Source organism: Pontibacter silvestris (assembly GCF_020907275.1).
Classification (GTDB): Bacteria; Bacteroidota; Bacteroidia; order Cytophagales; family Hymenobacteraceae; genus Pontibacter; species Pontibacter silvestris.
On the sequence record NZ_JAJJWI010000001.1, the window covers coordinates 193,265 to 211,049 of the forward strand.

Consider the following 17,785-nt stretch of genomic DNA (forward strand, 5'->3'; position numbering starts at 1 on the left):
GTTATTGCTAGCTTACTTATTAGCCTTGCTTTTCTAAGGTGTAATTTTGTTTGCTTTTGATCTCGTTTTGCTGCCTGTCCAGCATTTTGATTCTTGTTTTACTTACCTGTCTGAAATAAGCAGGATCATGATTGCCTGCCGGAATAAGCTGAATGATAACCGCACTAGGATTCTGGCTGTTTCCTTTTGCTGCAAACCATTTTCCTTTCACCTCCAGGTTATTTTTCCCTTTTGCTTCTCCTTTATAGGTTTGCTTCAGGCTGAAGGTCTTGTCTTTGTTTAAGATAAGCTCCATTCTTATACCCTCACAATCAGCACAAGGAATAACACCAACATAGGTTCCTGTTGTTACAGCCACTGGTTTAGCTTGGTTAAGCGGTTGCGTCTCTATAGCTCTGCTTGAAGTAGTAAATATGTTTGAGTTTAAATCTGTATCAGGTATATGCGTCACTACTGAAAGTAGGGCAACAGCTAAAATATTGATCATGTTTTGTTTAAATATCTATTGTTATTCTAAAGCCTATTACGGCTAATCTCTCTAACTTAAACCGCTAAAAGATAGTTTTATTTTACTTGTTCAGGATTTTCAGGTTAAAGAACTGTTTGCGTATGTGAGCTAAACAAAAAGAGAGGCCAGGAACTTAAGGTAAGCTTGTCTGATGTTAATAGTAGGAAACAAAAATGGGCAGATAGTAGCCCATCTGCCCATTAAAAAATCAACTAACATACTGAAATAACTATTTATTAACTAACGAAAAAACTACTGTTGTTCTACTACATGAGCTTGCATTTGCCTTTTATGTTGTAGCGAATGCAGGTTAGACAACATAATGGCAGCTATAATAAGTACAACTCCTGCCCACTGTACAAACAACACCTCCTCCTGAAGTACAAAGCTAGACATAAGTACAGCTACCGGAAGCTCCGCAGCACTAATAATGGCCCCAAGCCCAAGCCCTACGCGAGGTATACCATAGGCATAGAACAGGGGAGGTATTACTGTTCCAAACAGAGATAACAACAGCCCCCATTTTAGAAGCCCTTTTGTTAAAGCCCCGTTTATGAGAAAATCTGGAGGAAAAATACTGAGGACCAATAATCCTGCTCCGGTTAATATTAATGCACTCTTTGTGGTAGGATGCATGTTGTTGCCATACGAACCGTTTATCATCAAAAAAAAAGAATAACTAAAGGCAGCCAGAAAGCCATAACCAATGCCGGCCCAATTGAAGTCCGGTATGGAGCCAGATAGCAAACGGCCAGCCATAGCTGTGCCTAGAAGTACTAAAATGACAGTGCCAATTTGTACCTTACTTGGCGCTTTTCTGTGTATGATGGCATCAAACAGTAAACTGATCCAGGTGAACTGCATGAGTAGCAGTATGGCAATGGAAGCAGGCACTGTTTGTACGCACTTGTAATAGAAAATACTAACCAGGCCTGTACTAGTACCCATAGCAGCCAGCTTTATTTTTTCCTTGAGCGTTGTGCTGTTGCTTTTCGCAGCGAATAGCTGCCGCAACAACACAAGTACCCAAAGAATAACCAACCCAAAAAATACCTGAGATCCAGTAACTTCTCCCAAGGTAAAGCCTTCTTTATATGCTAGTTTAACAAAAGTAGAAAGAACACCGAAGCTGCATGCTCCAAGAAAAACCAAAACGATCCCTTTGAACATAATTTGTCCCTGTAAAATAAAAAGTGACGGGAAAATGGAATTAACAGAGGTCTGATGGACCTCCAAAAACACGGGAATGAAGCAACTCCTAGAAGTCGTGTAGCTCGTAGCCTGTAATAAAAATCTGTGTATGTGCTAAATGTGCAGGCATTGTTTTTTTATCAGGGCTGCAAAGGTAAGCGGAAAAGCTTATGAATAAAATTTTATTTAAGAAATTACGAATAAAAAAACAGCTGGATGCTGCCCAGCTGCTGTATATAATTAATATTAGGGTTTCAGGATGCTTAATCTTGTGTCGCAGCTTCTTCTAGCAACTCTTTCGATTGCACTTCACCAAGATACTTATCAATAAGATAATGTGCGAGATAAAGCAGTGGCGTAAGAACAATGGCTACAATAAATTTGTAAATGTAGTTTAATATAGCTGTTGAAAGCACCTGTATAAGTGGCCAGTTACCAAAAAGGTAGAAAGCAATAATAAGTACAACAATGCTGTCTATTAGCTGAGAAACGAGTGTTGAACCTGTTGCGCGAAGCCATATTTTTTTGTTGCCTGTAAAGCGGCGCAGCCAATGAAACACAGTGGCATCGAGGAACTGCGAAATAAGAAATGCGGCCACTGAACCTATAATAATGCCTAAACCCTGCCGGTAGATGCTGTTAAAAGCATAGTCAATATTAAAAGGGTTTCCTTGCGGGTCAGTGCTATTTACATGGAGCCAGAATTGTGCTGGAGGCAGACCTGTTACAATAGTAATCACCAGGAAAGCATAAAGAATAAGTGCGACAGTAATGATACTTATTTTTTTTACGCCTTCTTTCCCAAAATATTCATTAATGATATCAGTGGTGATAAACACTACAGGCCATATAATGACACCAGCTGTTAAGTTAAAATCTAACTTGGAACCCAGAATGCCTAGTTGAGCACCCGGAAGCCCAAAAACAGCTTCGCCAGAAAATATTTTAACCCCGATAAGCTCAGCAAGCAGAGCGTTAGAGATAAAGATACCGCTTAATATCAGAAACAGATTCGTACGCTTTTTAGTTAGCGTAGAGGTTATATCCATTTTTCCTAGGTTGCTTTAAAAGATAATAGCAAGATACTAATATTTTACTTCTTTGGCTCCGACAGCAACATGTATAAGTTTTGAGTTGATAAAAAGTGGCTTGCTACACCTGATAGCCAGCTAAAGCTTTGATAAAGCAACCGTCGTACTAACATTGTTTAATAAACTTAGGGCTATTCAAAGAAGCTTTTGCAGTAGTTCCTGTCCTTCTTTCCAATCACTAAGGCCTGAGGCAGAATTGATATGCCCTAAGGCACCTACGTTGATAAACTCACTGCCCCAGTTCTCAGAAAAGAACCTGGCTCTTTCTATGCTTACATATTCATCGTTTGTGCTTGCAACCACAACTGATTTGAAAGGTAGTTTTACTAAGGGTATTGGTGAAAAACCTGTTACCTCGTTCGGAAAGTCTTCTCTTTCTACATCGGGAGGGGCAACCAACAGTACGCCTTTTATTGAACGCGGATACTGCCTAGCCCAATGAACAACTGTTATACAAGCAAGGCTATGTGCAACCAAAACAATGTCTTCTGTAAACTGCTGCACTTCTTCTTGTAGCTTCCTGACCCAATCTTTGCAGTTTGGTGCATCCCAGTTTTCCTGCTCTACTCGCTTGAACATGGGGTTTCTTGCTTCCCATAGGCTTTGCCAGTGCTCGGGACCAGAGCTTCCTAAACCAGGTAGTATAAGTACTTTCGCTATCATCGTTTTATTACTGTATTTGACTTTCTGCTAAAACACTTTTACGGGCACCAGATGTACTTTGTCATTTTTATGAACATTTACTCAAAGCAGAGTGAGGTAAAACGTATCTTTTAACTTGGGTTTTACTGACATAGCTATTTGTGTCTTTTGAAGATGAGATCAAGCACCTTACTCTTCTACACTAAAAATACTCCCTTCTGTAGCTAGTTCTACCTCTATAAATAGCTCTTTAGCCTCTGTTAACAAAGGAGTTAAGTCTTTGTACCGGACAGAGAAGTGCCCAAGTATAAGACGATGTACCTGAGCGGCAGCGGCCATTTCTGCGGCCTGGCGGGCAGTGCTATGAAAAGTATAAGCTGCTCGCTCCCGTAGGTCGTCAGTAAAGGTAGCTTCGTGGTACAGCAAATCTACCTTGTGTAGGTAAGAAATAAGGTCAGGTTTAAAACGACTATCAGCACAATAAGCATAGCTACGACTACGCTTTGGCTCTAAGGTTACATCAGTGTTTTGTACTAGTATGTTACCCTGTTCGTTCTTAATATCCTGTCCCCATTTCAGGTTTATGAGTTGGGGTGGCGTTAAAAAGGAAGGGAGCTTTTCTTTGATCAGCGGGCGGGGCTTTGGTTTTTCACGAAAAAGAAAACCGCAGCAGGGCACCCGATGCTGCATAGGTATAGTATGCACCGTAATGTCCTTATCTTCAAAAATCTGCTGATAGGCGTAAGTATCAAGCTCATGAAAAATAAGCTTAAAGCACAGGTTTGTGCCAGAATACTTAAACTGCAGGCTTAAAATTTCAGAAAGGCCGGGAGGGCCAAATAAATGCAGAGGCATTTGGCGGTTTTGTAGGTGCATCGTAGACAGAAGACCTGCAAGCCCGAAATAATGGTCGCCGTGGAGGTGGCTTATATAAATATTGCAGATGCGCTGATGCTTTATCTTATATTGCATCAGCTGCATCTGCGTTCCTTCTCCGCAATCAATTAAATGATACTGATTGCCGATAGTTAATACCTGAGAAGTATGATGCCTGTTTGCCGTAGGAGTGGCGGACGAACTTCCTAGTATCCTGAGTTCGAATTCCACGGGCGGCAGCTGGGCTTAGTCTTCTTTGTTAGTTAAGTCCTGCTCAATCTCGTGCAGAAATACACGGTCAATGGCTTCTTCTACTGTAGGCAGAATATTAAGGACAGACTCTAATTTAGAGATGGTTATTAATTTCATTACATGATCTTGCAGACCTGTCATAATTAACAAACCACTGGAAGAGTTGCATAACCTGTTTGCAATAAGAATAGAGCTAAGGCCGGATGAGTCTGTGTATTTTACATTAGACATATCCAGAATCAGGTTGTTGATCCCTTCGGCATTCAACTTCACGAACTCAGACTTAAGATCTGGCGCAATTGAAGTATCTAGCTTTTTCTCATCTATCGTGATTATTGTATAGTTTTCTTTCTTATCAATCGTGTACTTCATAGATCTACCAATAAGGATTTAAATGCGAATGTACCAAAATCTCCTTACTTATGTAAGTTTTAATGTTAAAAATTGTTATCTTTTACGTGTCGTTCAATCCGTTGGAGTGCATTATCATAGCTTTCTTTTTCAAATTGCTGTCCTGTTACAGCCTCAAAAAGTTCTATGTACCGCTCCGAAATTTTACTAACTACTTCGTCTGTCATTTCTGGTACAGACTGGCCTTCTTTACCCTGAAAGCCATTTTCAATCAGCCATTGCCGCACAAATTCTTTCGAAAGCTGCTTTTGCGGTTCTCCTGCAGACTGGCGCTTATCATAGCCGTCACTGTAAAAATATCGTGATGAGTCAGGCGTGTGGATTTCATCAATCAAATAAATCTGTCCATTTAACTTACCAAACTCATACTTTGTATCAACCAGAATCAGACCCCGTTGTTTAGCCAGCTCTGTGCCACGAGCAAACAACGCCCTGGTATAGTTTTCTAAGTTAGCATAGTCCTGCTCAGATACAAGGCCTTTGTCCAGAATTTCTTCTCTGGAAATATCCTCGTCATGCCCTTGGTCAGCTTTGGTAGTTGGCGTAATAATTGGCTCAGGTAATTTGTCATTTTCACGTAGCCCTTCTGGTAGCGTTACCCCGCATAGAGTACGCTTACCTGCTTTGTACTCTCGCCAGGCATGCCCGGCCAGATAGCCACGTATAACCATTTCCACTCTAAATGGTTCGCAGCGGTGGCCAATAGTTATGTTGGGGTCTGGTATTGCTATTACCCAGTTTTGTACAATGTCTGCCGTAGCTTTTAGGTTAAGGCTTGCTATTTGGTTAAGCACTTGTCCTTTATAAGGTATAGCACGGGGAAGCACCACATCGAAAGCAGAAATGCGATCCGTGGCGACTACAGCCAGTTTATCCTCAAAGTAATACACATCGCGTACTTTACCTCTGTAAAAGCCAGTCTGGCCAGGGAAGGAGAAATTTGTTTCTTTTATAGCCTCCATTAATTCAGTTGAGTTATAAGCAAGCAAAGTTAAGTATATTTTAGAGGGCAAGAAATATTTTAAAAGTCAGTTCATTTATTGTCTCAAATAACCTAAGAAACTTGTGCTGTCTGTAATGTTGCTCTTATACTATAAGAGGGGTTTAAAGTTTTATACTAAACAGTCTATAGTTTGCATAATATATAGAATTTTTATTTGTTGTTTAAAGAACATGGTATAAGTAACGAAGGCCTCTGTGGGTTTAATATGTCTGGCCAAGAAATAACCTGATAGTATCACGTCTGACAGCTCTGCATGAATTAGCTTTTAGAAGGAAATAGTTTCATGATAATACTTGATCATAAGTTGTAGTAGTAATATGATAGCTACAGCTTACTTCTGAAAGCATTTTTTAATAACTGCAGCAACAAAAGAAGTAGAAATTTGCGTATGAAATAAAAATCGCTTAACATTGCGATATCAAGTCAAATATCCCTTATAAGGATGTTGATTTATAAAGAAGAGTGGAGAGACAGGCTCGGTGAAACTCTAGCAACCTACCAACGAGGTAAAGGTGCTAATTCCTGATTCCGTAATAGCGGAAGAATATAAATTGATAAGAAAATGAAAAAGGGAATCACACAAGCACAACTATCAGTTATTTCATTATCGGCAGCCCATCTGCCGTCATTCGCCAACTCTTATAAGGGTAATTCTGGTTTTATCCGCACACTCATGTGCATGCGTGGCTGCTTTCGTTGCTAAGTAGTTAATACGCTTACAATACATTCTTTATCATCAGAGCCAGCAAAGCAGTTACAGTTGGCAGCCTCCTTGATAAACCTATTGTCCAATAATTTTCCAGACTTATCAAATCAGAAGCAATATGTCTAATAATACCTTACACTTCGATACATTACAACTACATGCAGGCCAGGAGGTAGATCCTACTACACAATCCAGAGCTGTTCCTATCTACCAGACTTCTTCTTATGTTTTCAAAAATGCAGAACAAGGAGCTAATTTGTTTGCCCTGAAAGAGTTTGGTAACATTTATACCCGTATTATGAACCCGACTACGGATGTATTTGAGAAGCGTATGGCTGCATTAGAGGGTGGTGTGGCTGCCGTTGCTGTTGCATCGGGGCAGGCTGCGCAGTTCATTGCTTTAAGTAATATATTACAGGCAGGCGATAATTTTGTTTCTACCAGCAACCTGTATGGCGGAAGCTATAACCAGTTTAAAGTTTCTTTTAAAAGGCTTGGCATTGAAGCACGGTTTGCAGAAGATGATGAGATTGAAAGTTATGAGAAACTGATTGATGCGCATACAAAAGCAATTTATGTTGAAACCATCGGTAATCCTCGTTTTAACATTCCTGACTTTGAAGCAGTCGCTGCCCTCGCTAAGCAATACGGTATCCCATTGGTAGTGGATAACACTTTTGGCGCTGGCGGTTACCTGTTCCGCCCGCTGGAACATGGGGCTAGTGTAGTTGTAGCTTCAGCAACTAAGTGGATTGGTGGCCATGGTACAAGTATTGGAGGAGTAATAGTAGATGGCGGTAACTTTAACTGGGGAAATGGTAAGTTTCCACAGTTCTCTGAACCATCAGAAGGTTACCACGGCCTTAACTTCTGGGAAACTTTTGGAACAGATGGGCCTTTTGGCAACATTGCTTTCTCTATCAGGGCACGTGTGGAAGGCCTTCGTGACTTTGGGCCGGCTATAAGCCCTTTCAATTCCTTCCTGTTGCTTCAGGGGTTGGAAACACTTTCGCTGCGTGTGGAAAGAACAGTGCAAAATGCGCTGGAACTGGCAAAGTGGCTGGAGCAACATGAGCAGGTAGCAACAGTGAACTATCCGGGCCTGGAGAGTAGCAAATACCATAGTCTTGCTAAAAAGTACCTGAAGCGTGGCTTTGGCGGTGTACTTTCTTTCAGCTTGAAAGGTGATAAACAGGAAGCAGAAAGATTTGTGAACAACCTTCAGTTGGTAAGCCATCTGGCTAATGTAGGCGATGCGAAAACACTTATTATTCACCCGGCTTCTACTACGCACCAACAACTCTCAGAGCAGGCACAGCTAAGTGCAGGTGTGGAGCCAACACAATTAAGGGTATCTGTTGGAATAGAATACCTGGGCGACATTAAATCAGACTTTGAACAGGCTTTTGCTAAAGTAAAAGAAGCAGAAGCCTCCATTAAATAGTAAGAATACCAATGCCAGAGCATCATATATTTAAATATAAGAATGAGTTTGTACTGGAGTCAGGGGCTAAGTTGCCGGAATTCCAGCTAAGCTATACCACTATTGGCCGCTTAAATAGCAACCGTGATAACGTTATCTGGGTGTGCCATGCCCTTACCGGGAATTCAGATTTTTCAGACTGGTGGGGAGACATTTTCGGTGAAGGTAAATTGTATGACCCTAAAGATTGGTTTATTGTCTGTGCCAATGTTTTAGGTGGATGCTACGGCTCTACAGGTCCTTTATCTGTTAATCCTGTTACTGGTAAAGCCTATTTCCATGATTTCCCGCAGCTGACTAATCGTGATATAGTAGCCGCTTTTGACCTGTTGCGCCAGAATGTAGGACTTGAGGAGATTCATACTCTGATAGGAGCTTCTTTGGGAGGACAGCATGCACTTGAATGGGCAATACAAAAGCCAACAGTGTTTCAGCGTTTAATACATGTGGCATCTAATGCCCGCCACTCACCTTGGGGTATTGCCTTTAATGAAACTCAACGTATGGCCATCCGGCAGGACCCAACCTGGGCTACAGATACTGAAAAAGCTGGCTTGGAGGGTTTGAAAACAGCACGTGCTATCGCTATGCTTTCATATCGGCACTACGCTTGCTATAATCAGTCGCAGCAGGAGCCAGGCAACAGCATTACCGACGATTACAGAGCCGCCTCATATCAGGTATATCAGGGTGAAAAGCTGGCAAAGCGTTTTAATGCCTATACTTATTGGTTGCTATCAAAAGCAATGGATTCGCACAATGTGGGGCGCGACCGTGGTGGAGTGCAGAAAGCCTTGGCTCATATACAGGCGAAGAGCCTTTTTATAGGTGTAGACTCCGATCTGCTCTTCCCGATAGAGGAGCAGGAGTTGCTGCATGAGCACGTGCCTGATTCTACGCTTGCCCTTATACATTCGAATCATGGTCACGATGGCTTTTTGGTAGAGACAAGCCAAATAACACGTGCTATTGAAAAATTTTATAAAGAAGAAACAGTAGAAGTGTAGTTAATGGTGGTAAGTGTTAACTAGAGGAGCATTGAAAGACTGATGTTATTGGTGCTTGAAGAAGCTATGCTATCATAGGCTAAGGAATACAGGTTTTGTTCTTTCTGAAAATGCTACTTTAGTTAAGGCTTGTTAACGTGCTGATGCATCAGTTTTGTAGAGTTAACATGGCAAGAACAGATTCTTTTGTGAATGATTTAATAGCTTGGCTTGTATAGTGCACTGATATTCTAAGTATTACACTTGAAGTAACAAGAAAATGTACTTGAAAAGCCAGAGCATTTGTTGCATGTTTGCCAGACCATGTAAAGCTTGGCAATGTGCTGCAAGTTATAGCTGATCAGGAACAGGCTGTCGTTTGCTGTAGAATAGTCCTAAATATCAGAAGGCAGAGCATTTTTATTTGAAGGAATTTTTCTTAAGTCTTGCACTATCTTAATATGTGTAAGCTTATTTAATATTAATTGGTTTATTATCAATTATTTAGAAATACAAGAGATTATATTATAATTATAGCTTGATAAACTGGATTTAATGAAGGTTAAAATGCCGTGTCATTAAATAGTAAAATTAATTTTGGTAATAATCGTAGCTATTCTTGGTTCTTGTTCGTACAAAACATACTCAGTTCAGTGATTTTAATTTGTACGAAAATGAAAAGAATATCTATACCATTCCTCTCCTTATTACTTGTAGCATTTGCTTTTAGCTCTTGCAGGCAAGAAACGGCTTCTCCTATAAAAAATGTGCGTTTCCAACCTACTGATGGCGATAGGATAATGGACGGAAGCGCTTGTGTTAGCTACAGCTACTTTAAGGGAGCCGACCAGAAAAGTTTAGGCTCTGTTTATACAAAACAGATACTTGTTTCCTTTGCCGATGGTGTAACTTATGAGCAACAGCAAGAACTAATTGATGCCTACAGTTTTTTAGAAGGTATTAAAGGGCAACAAAGCACTAGTTCTGCTATGTTGTACGAGTTAAACTTGGTGGATGGTATGAACTGCAAACAAGTAGAGAAAGCATTGAAAGACTTGGCAAAGGACTCTAAAATAACGTATGCCGCTCCATACTTTTTGTCAGATGTAAACGGAAGTCTGCAGTTATTGGGTGTTAGCAATGAAGCAACTGTTACAATAAAACCAGGTGAGTATGATAACCTGAAAAAGCTGGCAGTAACCTACAAGCTAAATGTATTAAAGCCTATAGGTGCTGATACTTATCTTGTAAAAGTAGATAAAAGCTCGATAGGTAACGCTTTAGATATAGCTAACACTCTAAAAAATGAAGCAGGCATTATAAAAGCTGAACCTGATTTCGTAGTTTCTCTATAGGTTTTAAGTTGAAACTCTTTAAACTTGAAAGTTATGACTAACATGTAAAAAAAGATACTATATCAAACAAAGAGCCCCGCCTTTCTTTTTAGAGGCGGGGCTTTTTGTTTGATTAATTTTCCTTTGCTATACACGAACAAAGAAGGCCTGATATTAAATATACAAAGCCTTTGCTTTTTCGCGAAGGTTGTAGTTCGAGGCCATTACCTCGCCATAAGCTCCTGCTGTTCTTAAAGCAACTAGATCACCGCGGTTAGTTTCGGGTAACTCTACTGCTTTCCCAAAGCAATCCGAAGACTCACAGATAGGGCCTACCACATCATACTTTACTGCTGCCTTATCGCTGGTCAGGTTTTCTATTTTATGGTAAGACTGGTAAAGTGCGGGTCTGATCAGCTCCGTCATACCAGCATCAAGAATGGCAAAGTTTGTGGTTATGCCCTTCTTGATGTAGAGTACTTTGGAGATTAACGTACCGCTTTGCGCAACCAGGGATCTGCCCAATTCAAAATGAACCTGCTGCCCGGGTCTTAACTCCAGGAACTGATTAAACAGGCCAAAGTAAGCAGCAAAATCAGGTATAGCATTCTCCTCAGGATGGTAATAATCCACCCCTAAACCACCACCTACATTCAGGTGCTGTAGTTTAATGTTATGAGAGGTAAACCACTCCTGAAACTCGTTCACACGCGTGCAAAGGTTCTTAAACACTGTCAGGTCTGTGATTTGTGAGCCGATATGAAAGTGAATGCCTATGAGCTCAATATGTTTCAGCGTCTGAAGTAATTCCAGAACATTATCAATCTCCCATGAGTTGATACCGAATTTATTCTCCTCCAGGCCAGTGGTAATGTACTTATGCGTGTTGGCATTTACGTTTGGGTTGATACGCAAAGCTATACGAGCTGTTTTGTTCTTTTTCTCAGCAAGCTCGTTAAGTATCTCCAGTTCATGGCTGGACTCGCAGTTAAAGCAGAAGATGTTTTGGTCTAACGCAAAATTAATTTCTGCATCAGACTTACCTACTCCGGCAAAAACCACATCTTCCGGAGAAAATCCATTTTCTATGGCAGCCTTTATCTCATTACCACTTACGCAGTCAGCACCGAAGCCATTCTTAAGCACCTCGCTAAGAATTGGAGCGTTTACATTCGCCTTAAAGGCATAATGTACATGATAATCATACTTATCTGCTTCTTTCTTTGCTGTTTGAAGTGTCTGCCGAAGCAGGTTCATGTCGTATACATAGAAAGGAGTTGTTTGTTGATGCAACTCCTGTAAGTTCTCTTTAAGCATTCGTTATGTCTCTTTCAAAAATACCTTCATTCAGCTTTGTTAGAGCCTTTGTTTTATTTGCTGAGTCAATTAACACGCTGATGTTGTTTTTGCTGCCACCATAAGAAATCATGCGGATCGGAATTTGCTGCAGTGATTCAAATATTTTAAGGTTGGCAGCACTGCGCTGTGAAATAAAATCACCTACTACACAAACTATCGTCTGATCCTGGTCTACCTCCACCTGGCCAAACTCTGCCAGTTCTGCTAATATTTCATTCAGTGCCTTATTGTTGTCAATTGTAAGCGAAACGGCAACTTCTGAGGTAGTGATCATGTCAATTGGTGTTTTGTATCTCTCAAATACTTCAAACACGCTGCGCAGGAAGCCATAAGCAAGCAGCATTCGGCTTGACTTTATTTTGATAGCTGTGATACCATCTTTTGCCGCCACCGCTTTTATTTTACCTCCCTCACTTTCAGAAAGAATAGTAGTTCCTTTCGCCTCAGGTTGCATGGTGTTTAGCAGGCGCACGGGTATGTTCTTCTGTTTGGCGGGGAGCACACTGCTCGGGTGCAGAATCTTAGCACCAAAATAAGCTAGCTCAGCTGCTTCATCAAAAGAAAGCTCTGCAATAGGGTGGGTATTCTTTACTACACGCGGGTCATTATTGTGCATCCCGTCAATATCTGTCCATATTTGGATTTCAGTAGCATCGGCAGCAGCACCGATCAACGAGGCAGAGTAGTCGGAACCACCACGCTTCAGATTATCGATTTCGCCAAAGGTGTTACGGCAGATATAGCCTTGCGTTATGAAAAGGTTAACACCAGGGTATTTTTCCAGTTCCTTTTTCAGATGTTCGGCAATGTAGGCTGCATCAGGCTCTTCGTTTTCATCAATCTTCATGAAGTTGAGTGCAGGCAACAACACAGAGTTTATACCTTGCTCTTCCAGAAAAAGCTGGAATAGCGCCGTAGACAGCAATTCTCCCTGAGCCAGTACAGCACGTTCTTCATGTACTGTAAACAGATCCTGGGTAAAAGCTTTCAGATAGTCAAAGTGTTCATTTAGCAGTTCATAAGCCAGCTTCTTCTTTTCGTCAGAGGTGTAGAGTGTTTCTACTACCTGTTTATATTTATCGTGTAATGAGCTGATGATCTCGTTTGCTTCTTGGTTCTCGTTCTGGTACAGCTTCTCAGCAATTTGCACCAAAGTGTTTGTAGTACCCGACATAGCAGACAGCACTACAATTTTAGGCTCTTCGTTGTTAATCAAATTAACAACAGCCTTCATCCTCTCGGCTGACCCTACAGAGGTGCCACCGAACTTCAATATCTTCATTTAATATTATAAAAGATGAAAAATTGTTATACAGCAAAGTTAGCAAAAAGTAAACATCCTTTCTTAGGGCTTTAGCTACTTGTTTTACAAAAAAAGAGGCTGACCTGTTGGCCAGCCTCTTTTTAAGCTTCTTATGCTGTTATTATTGCGTTTTCATCACTTTAACAGTCTCTTCCATGTTTTCTCCAATAAGTCTTAAGATATAGATTCCTGTGCTTAAGCTTTGCAGCGACTGTTCCAGTTCGTTAACTCCTTCTTTAAGTTCGATGTCTTTACTGGAAACTAACTTGCCTTGCAAATCAAAAAGCTGTACAGTAGCCGGCCCTGTTACTTTTGAGGTTATGATAACATTTAGTTTAGTGGTAGCAGGGTTAGGGTACACCTGTAGCTGTTGCTTATGGGTAATGCCCTGGCTGCTAACAGCAATAACCTTGCTGTACTCATAAGCGCCATCATAGTCTATCTGCTTCAGTCGGTAATAAACAATGCCAGACAATAGGTTCTTATCAGTAAAGCTGTATTTGATTAGCTGGTTTGTTGTGCCATTTCCTTTTACAGTACCAATACTCTCAAACATCTTTGCATCTGCACTTCGCTCTACTATAAATTCTTTGTTATTCTCTTCTGAAGCTGTTTCCCACTGCAACAACACTGACTGTTGCTGAACTATGGCTGTAAAGTAAACAAGTTCGACAGGGAATACACCGGTGGTGGGCACTTCTCCATAAATCTGGATAAAAATGGAAGAGGTTGTAGTTCCACCTATTTCGTCAGTGGTGGTAATGCTGAAATTATATGTGCCAGCTACAAGTAAAGCAGGGTTAGACACTATTATGGTACCATCGTTTAGTAGCTCTGTTCCCCAAGGAAGAGGGTTACTGTTAGCTGCTAAAACAGCTCCACCAATATTTCCATCCGGATCTTCTACAGATGCTAGTATGTCATTAACCTGATATTGAACCTGGTATTTCGGAGGAGCAACATTATAAACAGCCGGGCAATTTACAAGAACAGTTGTACTGGCACTTACTTGGGTGTCAGAGCCATCACAATTTGTAGTCACTGTCCAGATAAATACATAAGTTCCTGAAGACAAACCTGTAACAGTAGTATTCGGATTTGTAGGGTCTGCAATAATAATGCTTGGATCATCCTCAGGGCTTTCTATTGTCCATAAGCCAGTACCAGGAGCCGGGTCGCTACCTTGTAAAGTAACACTGTTGCCACATAATGTCTGGTTTTCTCCTGCTATAACATCAGCACTTGAAGAACTAACTTCCAACACAACACGGTTTAAAATGTTGGCAGTACATCCCGCACCAGAAATCTGAACATAATAAGTTGTTGTGGCTGTAGGACTCACTTTTATTTCTTGTCTCTGTCCTTGGCCGATAAATGAATCACCTACCGGAGTATTATCAGGAGCGCTGAATACTTGATAAGTATGGCCATCAGCATTTGTCACAATAGAAATGGTAGCCTCGTTTCCTGCGCAGATACGATTAGTATTTATAGAAACAGACTGATCTGTTTGTGGTCCTTCAACAGTGTAAGTTACTGTATTTACATTTTCTACGGGGCAGTTAGTTGCCTGAGAGGTGTCTAGTATAAACAGGCTATAGGTGGTGGTGGTACCTGCTGATGCAACTGTGAATTCTAAATCACCGCCTGTTCCTGCTATAGCATCTGTGCCTCCAGAGGCTAAGAGTACAGGCTCTTTAGTTTCATTGTCTATGAGCTGGTAAGAAAAACCAGGCTGAGTTCCGCTTACTGTAATGGTAGGGCTTGCTTCTGCACAGCCAGATGAGTTGTCAATACTGAGAGTATAATTGTTATCAGGAACTGAACTGACAGCAACAGATACGCTACCGGCTAATATGGCATCGCAAGCTGTGCCGCTTATTCTTCTGGCTCTAACTCTTAATGTGGTGGCATCAGTTATAATGTCTGATGTTAAAGTTATGTTGCCCCCTGTACCCAACACAGAGCTACCTGTAGGTGTTTCTGTAGTGCCATTAACGCTTAGCAGCCTGTAAGAAACACCTTGTTCTGAGGCACCTACCACTACTTCTGCAGTACTACCACTACAAATAGTAAGGGCTGTTGGAGTTACAGTTGGTGCTGTTGATGGGGCATTACAGGTTACAACTACAGCTGTTGCCTGAGCGCTTTCACATTGATTTTCTTGTTCGTTATCCTCATCATCATCTGGAGCGCTGTAAGTTGCCGTTATGGAGGCTCCTGCAAAAACTTCTAAAGGAGACAAACCCTCTACTGTCCAGTTTCCGCTTTGGTCGGTGGTTACAGGAGTAAAAGGTGTTCCTTCAATATAAAGTGTTACCAATGTGCCTGCCGGTGCTGTTCCTGTTATTTCGGTAGTTCCCTCAACTACAGCCCCATTTATAATTGGCGAACCTTGCGGTGCGGCAGAAGCAGTTACAGGTTCAGAATTAAGGCTTTGCACTTTGCCCGGTGCTTTTGCCCTTGCACTAATAGGGATTCCTGCTGCTACGCCATTTCCACCAATACCGGATAGATCGGCAGTCCATGTGCCTTGGGAGGTAACAATGGCTGTAACAGGTGTAGTATTGCCACTCAGAGTTAAAACTGCTCCGTCTCGCTGTCCTGTTGTACCGGCTGTATAAAATTGTATTACTGTTCCCGTTGGTTCAGAAGAAGTACCGGAGACGCTGGTTACGAAACCGCAGTTTAATGGATTGATGGTTGGTGTAGAGGAGACATCCTGTATGGCTAAAAAGTTTGATGGTGTTGATGCGCCAGCACAACCACTGGTTTGAACTGTTCTGACACTAAGTATGTCTCCTGCTGTTAAATCAGGTGATAAACCTGAAACATTTATGGTTTGTGAGTTTGTACCAAGAGTGTAAGGGACTGTGATGTTAGTGGCAGTTCCATTTCTGTAAAGTACCAGATTTCCCGCTTGTGTTGATGTCCCAAAGTTTAATGAAACTGTTATGGAACTAAGGTTTGCGGGCACTTCAGTAGTGCTAGTAGTATTAATATTGCTGTTGGTAACCCCATCGAAGGTAACTCCTGTGATAGTTACTGTATGTCGGTTCAGCGTAAAGTTATCTTCACTGGAATAGCATAATTGGTTTGACCTCAGAGAAGGACAGCCTATAGGGTTACCTGCAGCATCTGTAGGGGTAGTAGTAACAACATAATTACTTGACTGAGCAACTAGAAGTACCGCTGGGTTTGTGCTAGCTGCTGCTGCAGGAAAAGAAGTGCCAGCCGTTAAGTTTAATACAGGTGTTGTTTGAGTGGTGTTTGCTGTTAAATTATAAACTGTAATAATCTGGTTACCACTAATACTTGGTATGACAGTAAGATATCGGCTTCCGGAAGTATTCCCAGTAATACCAGTAAGCCGTGGGGCTGGTGTACTTGTACATATTCCGGAAGTAACAGTAACCGGAGCAGACAGAGGAGACTCTGTTTTGTTTGGAGGCCTTACTGTAGCTGTGATAACGTTTCCTTCGGTCAGTAAGCTACCAGAGATACCGGATAAAGTCCAGGTGCCATCAGCGTTTACAGTTGTTGTACCTATTGCTGTACTTGTTTCGTCTGTAGTTCTATATACTGTTATAGTTGAACCAGAAGCCTCTACAGATGTGCCTGATATGGAAGTACTGTTAGCTAATATGTTACTATTTACTACTGGTGCAAAGGCTTGAATCATAGAAAAACTTCCAGTCTGTAACTGGTTCAGGCTTGTAAGCGGAAAGGAGTTGATAACATCGGCCCATGCTTCTTGTTTACTGTATCCGTAAGATGCAAAGTTCACACCACCCACATCTGATACTGTTCCGCTAATACCGCTTTGGGCACTGGTAATGGTTACGCCTGACATACGAAGGGCAGTAGAGGCGTCTATTAAATCAGTTCCGTTTGTAGGGAAAGCAGAAAGAGGGACATAGAAATCGTAAAAATAGTCTGTGTTGTCTCCAGAGGTAGATGCTGCTACAGCTTTTTGGGAATACTGACTGGCTGATCCGGCCCATGCTTTTGTTCCACCAGCAGGTTTGTTCCTATGATCATATATGCTTACATCAAAATTAGAAGCCAGTACCACTTCAAACTCAAAGCCTGGATTAGGTGTGGTGGCAGCATTGCCGTCTTCTACTAAGTTGCCAAATTGATTATTTGAATCTATCATGATGCTGTACCCTTTAGACGCAGTAGATGCACCCCCGAGCCTAACCCGAAACATCAGGTTTCGTCCATCAAAGTAAGCTGAGATAGGAGAGCCTGTAGAACCTTGATATGTCGGTGGTGGGGCCAGATCTGTATGTCCACCGGAAGTCCCTGTTGTTAAGTCACCAACAGGTTCATTGGCTAATGCTGGAAAAGAGCGGTATGGAATTTCGCTGTAGCCTACACCTTCGTCTCTTGTGCCTGCTATCCATCCTGCTGTTGTTGTAGAAACATAGCCGTCACCGTTTGGGTCTAGAACACTGTTGCCCCCGGAAGTAGCCGGACGGTAGATAAGGCCTGGGGTTTGGGCCTGAGATGGGAACTGTACTATTAAAACAAGTGCAGTTGCAATAAGTACAGCTAAAAACTGTGGTAAAGATTTTTTCATACTAAATGAGGACTTGGAGTAACAAAGAAAGCTTACAGCAAGCTATACGTATTGC

General features: G+C 41.6%; 13 protein-coding genes and 1 riboswitch. Of the genes, 3 read left to right on the top strand and 10 right to left on the bottom strand.

Translation table 11 applies throughout. The features are described 5' to 3' along the window. Window positions 1-19: 19 nt before the first annotated feature. The 7 genes from LN995_RS00810 to LN995_RS00840 all read right to left on the bottom strand — a co-directional run bounded on the left by LN995_RS00810 (window position 20) and on the right by LN995_RS00840 (window position 5,933). Window positions 20-487: a copper resistance protein NlpE gene (locus LN995_RS00810; protein WP_229957430.1), complete on the bottom strand. Its 468-nt coding sequence runs from the start codon at window positions 485-487 to the stop codon at window positions 20-22. 273 nt (window positions 488-760) lie between these two features. Continuing rightward, the gene (locus LN995_RS00815; RefSeq protein WP_229957432.1) at window positions 761-1,678 is read right to left on the bottom strand and encodes an EamA family transporter; all 918 of its coding nucleotides are present in this window, start codon (window positions 1,676-1,678) and stop codon (window positions 761-763) included. Window positions 1,679-1,962: 284 nt separating this feature from the next. Next, a complete protein-coding gene (locus LN995_RS00820) occupies window positions 1,963-2,748 on the bottom strand; it encodes a queuosine precursor transporter (protein WP_229957434.1) in 786 nt (261 codons plus the stop codon). Between the two features lie 177 nt (window positions 2,749-2,925). Beyond that, the gene (locus LN995_RS00825) at window positions 2,926-3,453 is read right to left on the bottom strand and encodes an RBBP9/YdeN family alpha/beta hydrolase (RefSeq protein ID WP_229957436.1); all 528 of its coding nucleotides are present in this window, start codon (window positions 3,451-3,453) and stop codon (window positions 2,926-2,928) included. A gap of 168 nt (window positions 3,454-3,621) precedes the next feature. Continuing rightward, window positions 3,622-4,539: a ribonuclease Z gene (locus LN995_RS00830; protein ID WP_229957438.1), complete on the bottom strand. Its 918-nt coding sequence runs from the start codon at window positions 4,537-4,539 to the stop codon at window positions 3,622-3,624. A gap of 15 nt (window positions 4,540-4,554) precedes the next feature. Then, window positions 4,555-4,932 carry an STAS domain-containing protein gene (locus tag LN995_RS00835; RefSeq protein ID WP_229957440.1) on the bottom strand — a complete coding sequence of 126 codons (378 nt, stop codon included), beginning with the start codon at window positions 4,930-4,932 and terminating at the stop codon, window positions 4,555-4,557. A gap of 65 nt (window positions 4,933-4,997) precedes the next feature. Then, the gene (locus LN995_RS00840) at window positions 4,998-5,933 is read right to left on the bottom strand and encodes a phosphoribosylaminoimidazolesuccinocarboxamide synthase (RefSeq protein WP_229957442.1); all 936 of its coding nucleotides are present in this window, start codon (window positions 5,931-5,933) and stop codon (window positions 4,998-5,000) included. A gap of 488 nt (window positions 5,934-6,421) precedes the next feature. Beyond that, a riboswitch (SAM riboswitch) is annotated at window positions 6,422-6,527 on the top strand. 271 nt (window positions 6,528-6,798) lie between these two features. Here LN995_RS00840 and LN995_RS00845 point away from each other — a divergent pair. From LN995_RS00845 to LN995_RS00855, 3 genes are all read left to right on the top strand, one after another. Then, window positions 6,799-8,124, top strand: coding sequence for an O-acetylhomoserine aminocarboxypropyltransferase/cysteine synthase family protein (locus tag LN995_RS00845; RefSeq protein ID WP_229957444.1), 1,326 nt, complete (start codon window positions 6,799-6,801; stop codon window positions 8,122-8,124). A gap of 11 nt (window positions 8,125-8,135) precedes the next feature. Then, window positions 8,136-9,170 (top strand): homoserine O-acetyltransferase family protein, encoded by a 1,035-nt coding sequence (locus LN995_RS00850; protein WP_229957446.1) that lies wholly within the window; start codon window positions 8,136-8,138, stop codon window positions 9,168-9,170. 653 nt (window positions 9,171-9,823) lie between these two features. Next, the gene (locus LN995_RS00855) at window positions 9,824-10,504 is read left to right on the top strand and encodes a hypothetical protein (RefSeq protein ID WP_229957448.1); all 681 of its coding nucleotides are present in this window, start codon (window positions 9,824-9,826) and stop codon (window positions 10,502-10,504) included. Between the two features lie 153 nt (window positions 10,505-10,657). On the opposite strand, the gene lysA is transcribed toward LN995_RS00855, so the two are convergent. From lysA to LN995_RS00870, 3 genes are all read right to left on the bottom strand, one after another. Then, window positions 10,658-11,800 carry a diaminopimelate decarboxylase gene (lysA, locus tag LN995_RS00860; protein ID WP_229957450.1) on the bottom strand — a complete coding sequence of 381 codons (1,143 nt, stop codon included), beginning with the start codon at window positions 11,798-11,800 and terminating at the stop codon, window positions 10,658-10,660. Continuing rightward, window positions 11,793-13,124 carry an aspartate kinase gene (locus tag LN995_RS00865; protein ID WP_229957452.1) on the bottom strand — a complete coding sequence of 444 codons (1,332 nt, stop codon included), beginning with the start codon at window positions 13,122-13,124 and terminating at the stop codon, window positions 11,793-11,795. Before LN995_RS00865 ends, lysA begins: the two co-directional genes overlap by 8 nt. A gap of 142 nt (window positions 13,125-13,266) precedes the next feature. Next, a complete protein-coding gene (locus tag LN995_RS00870; RefSeq protein WP_229957454.1) occupies window positions 13,267-17,730 on the bottom strand; it encodes a T9SS type A sorting domain-containing protein in 4,464 nt (1,487 codons plus the stop codon). Window positions 17,731-17,785: the final 55 nt, after the last annotated feature.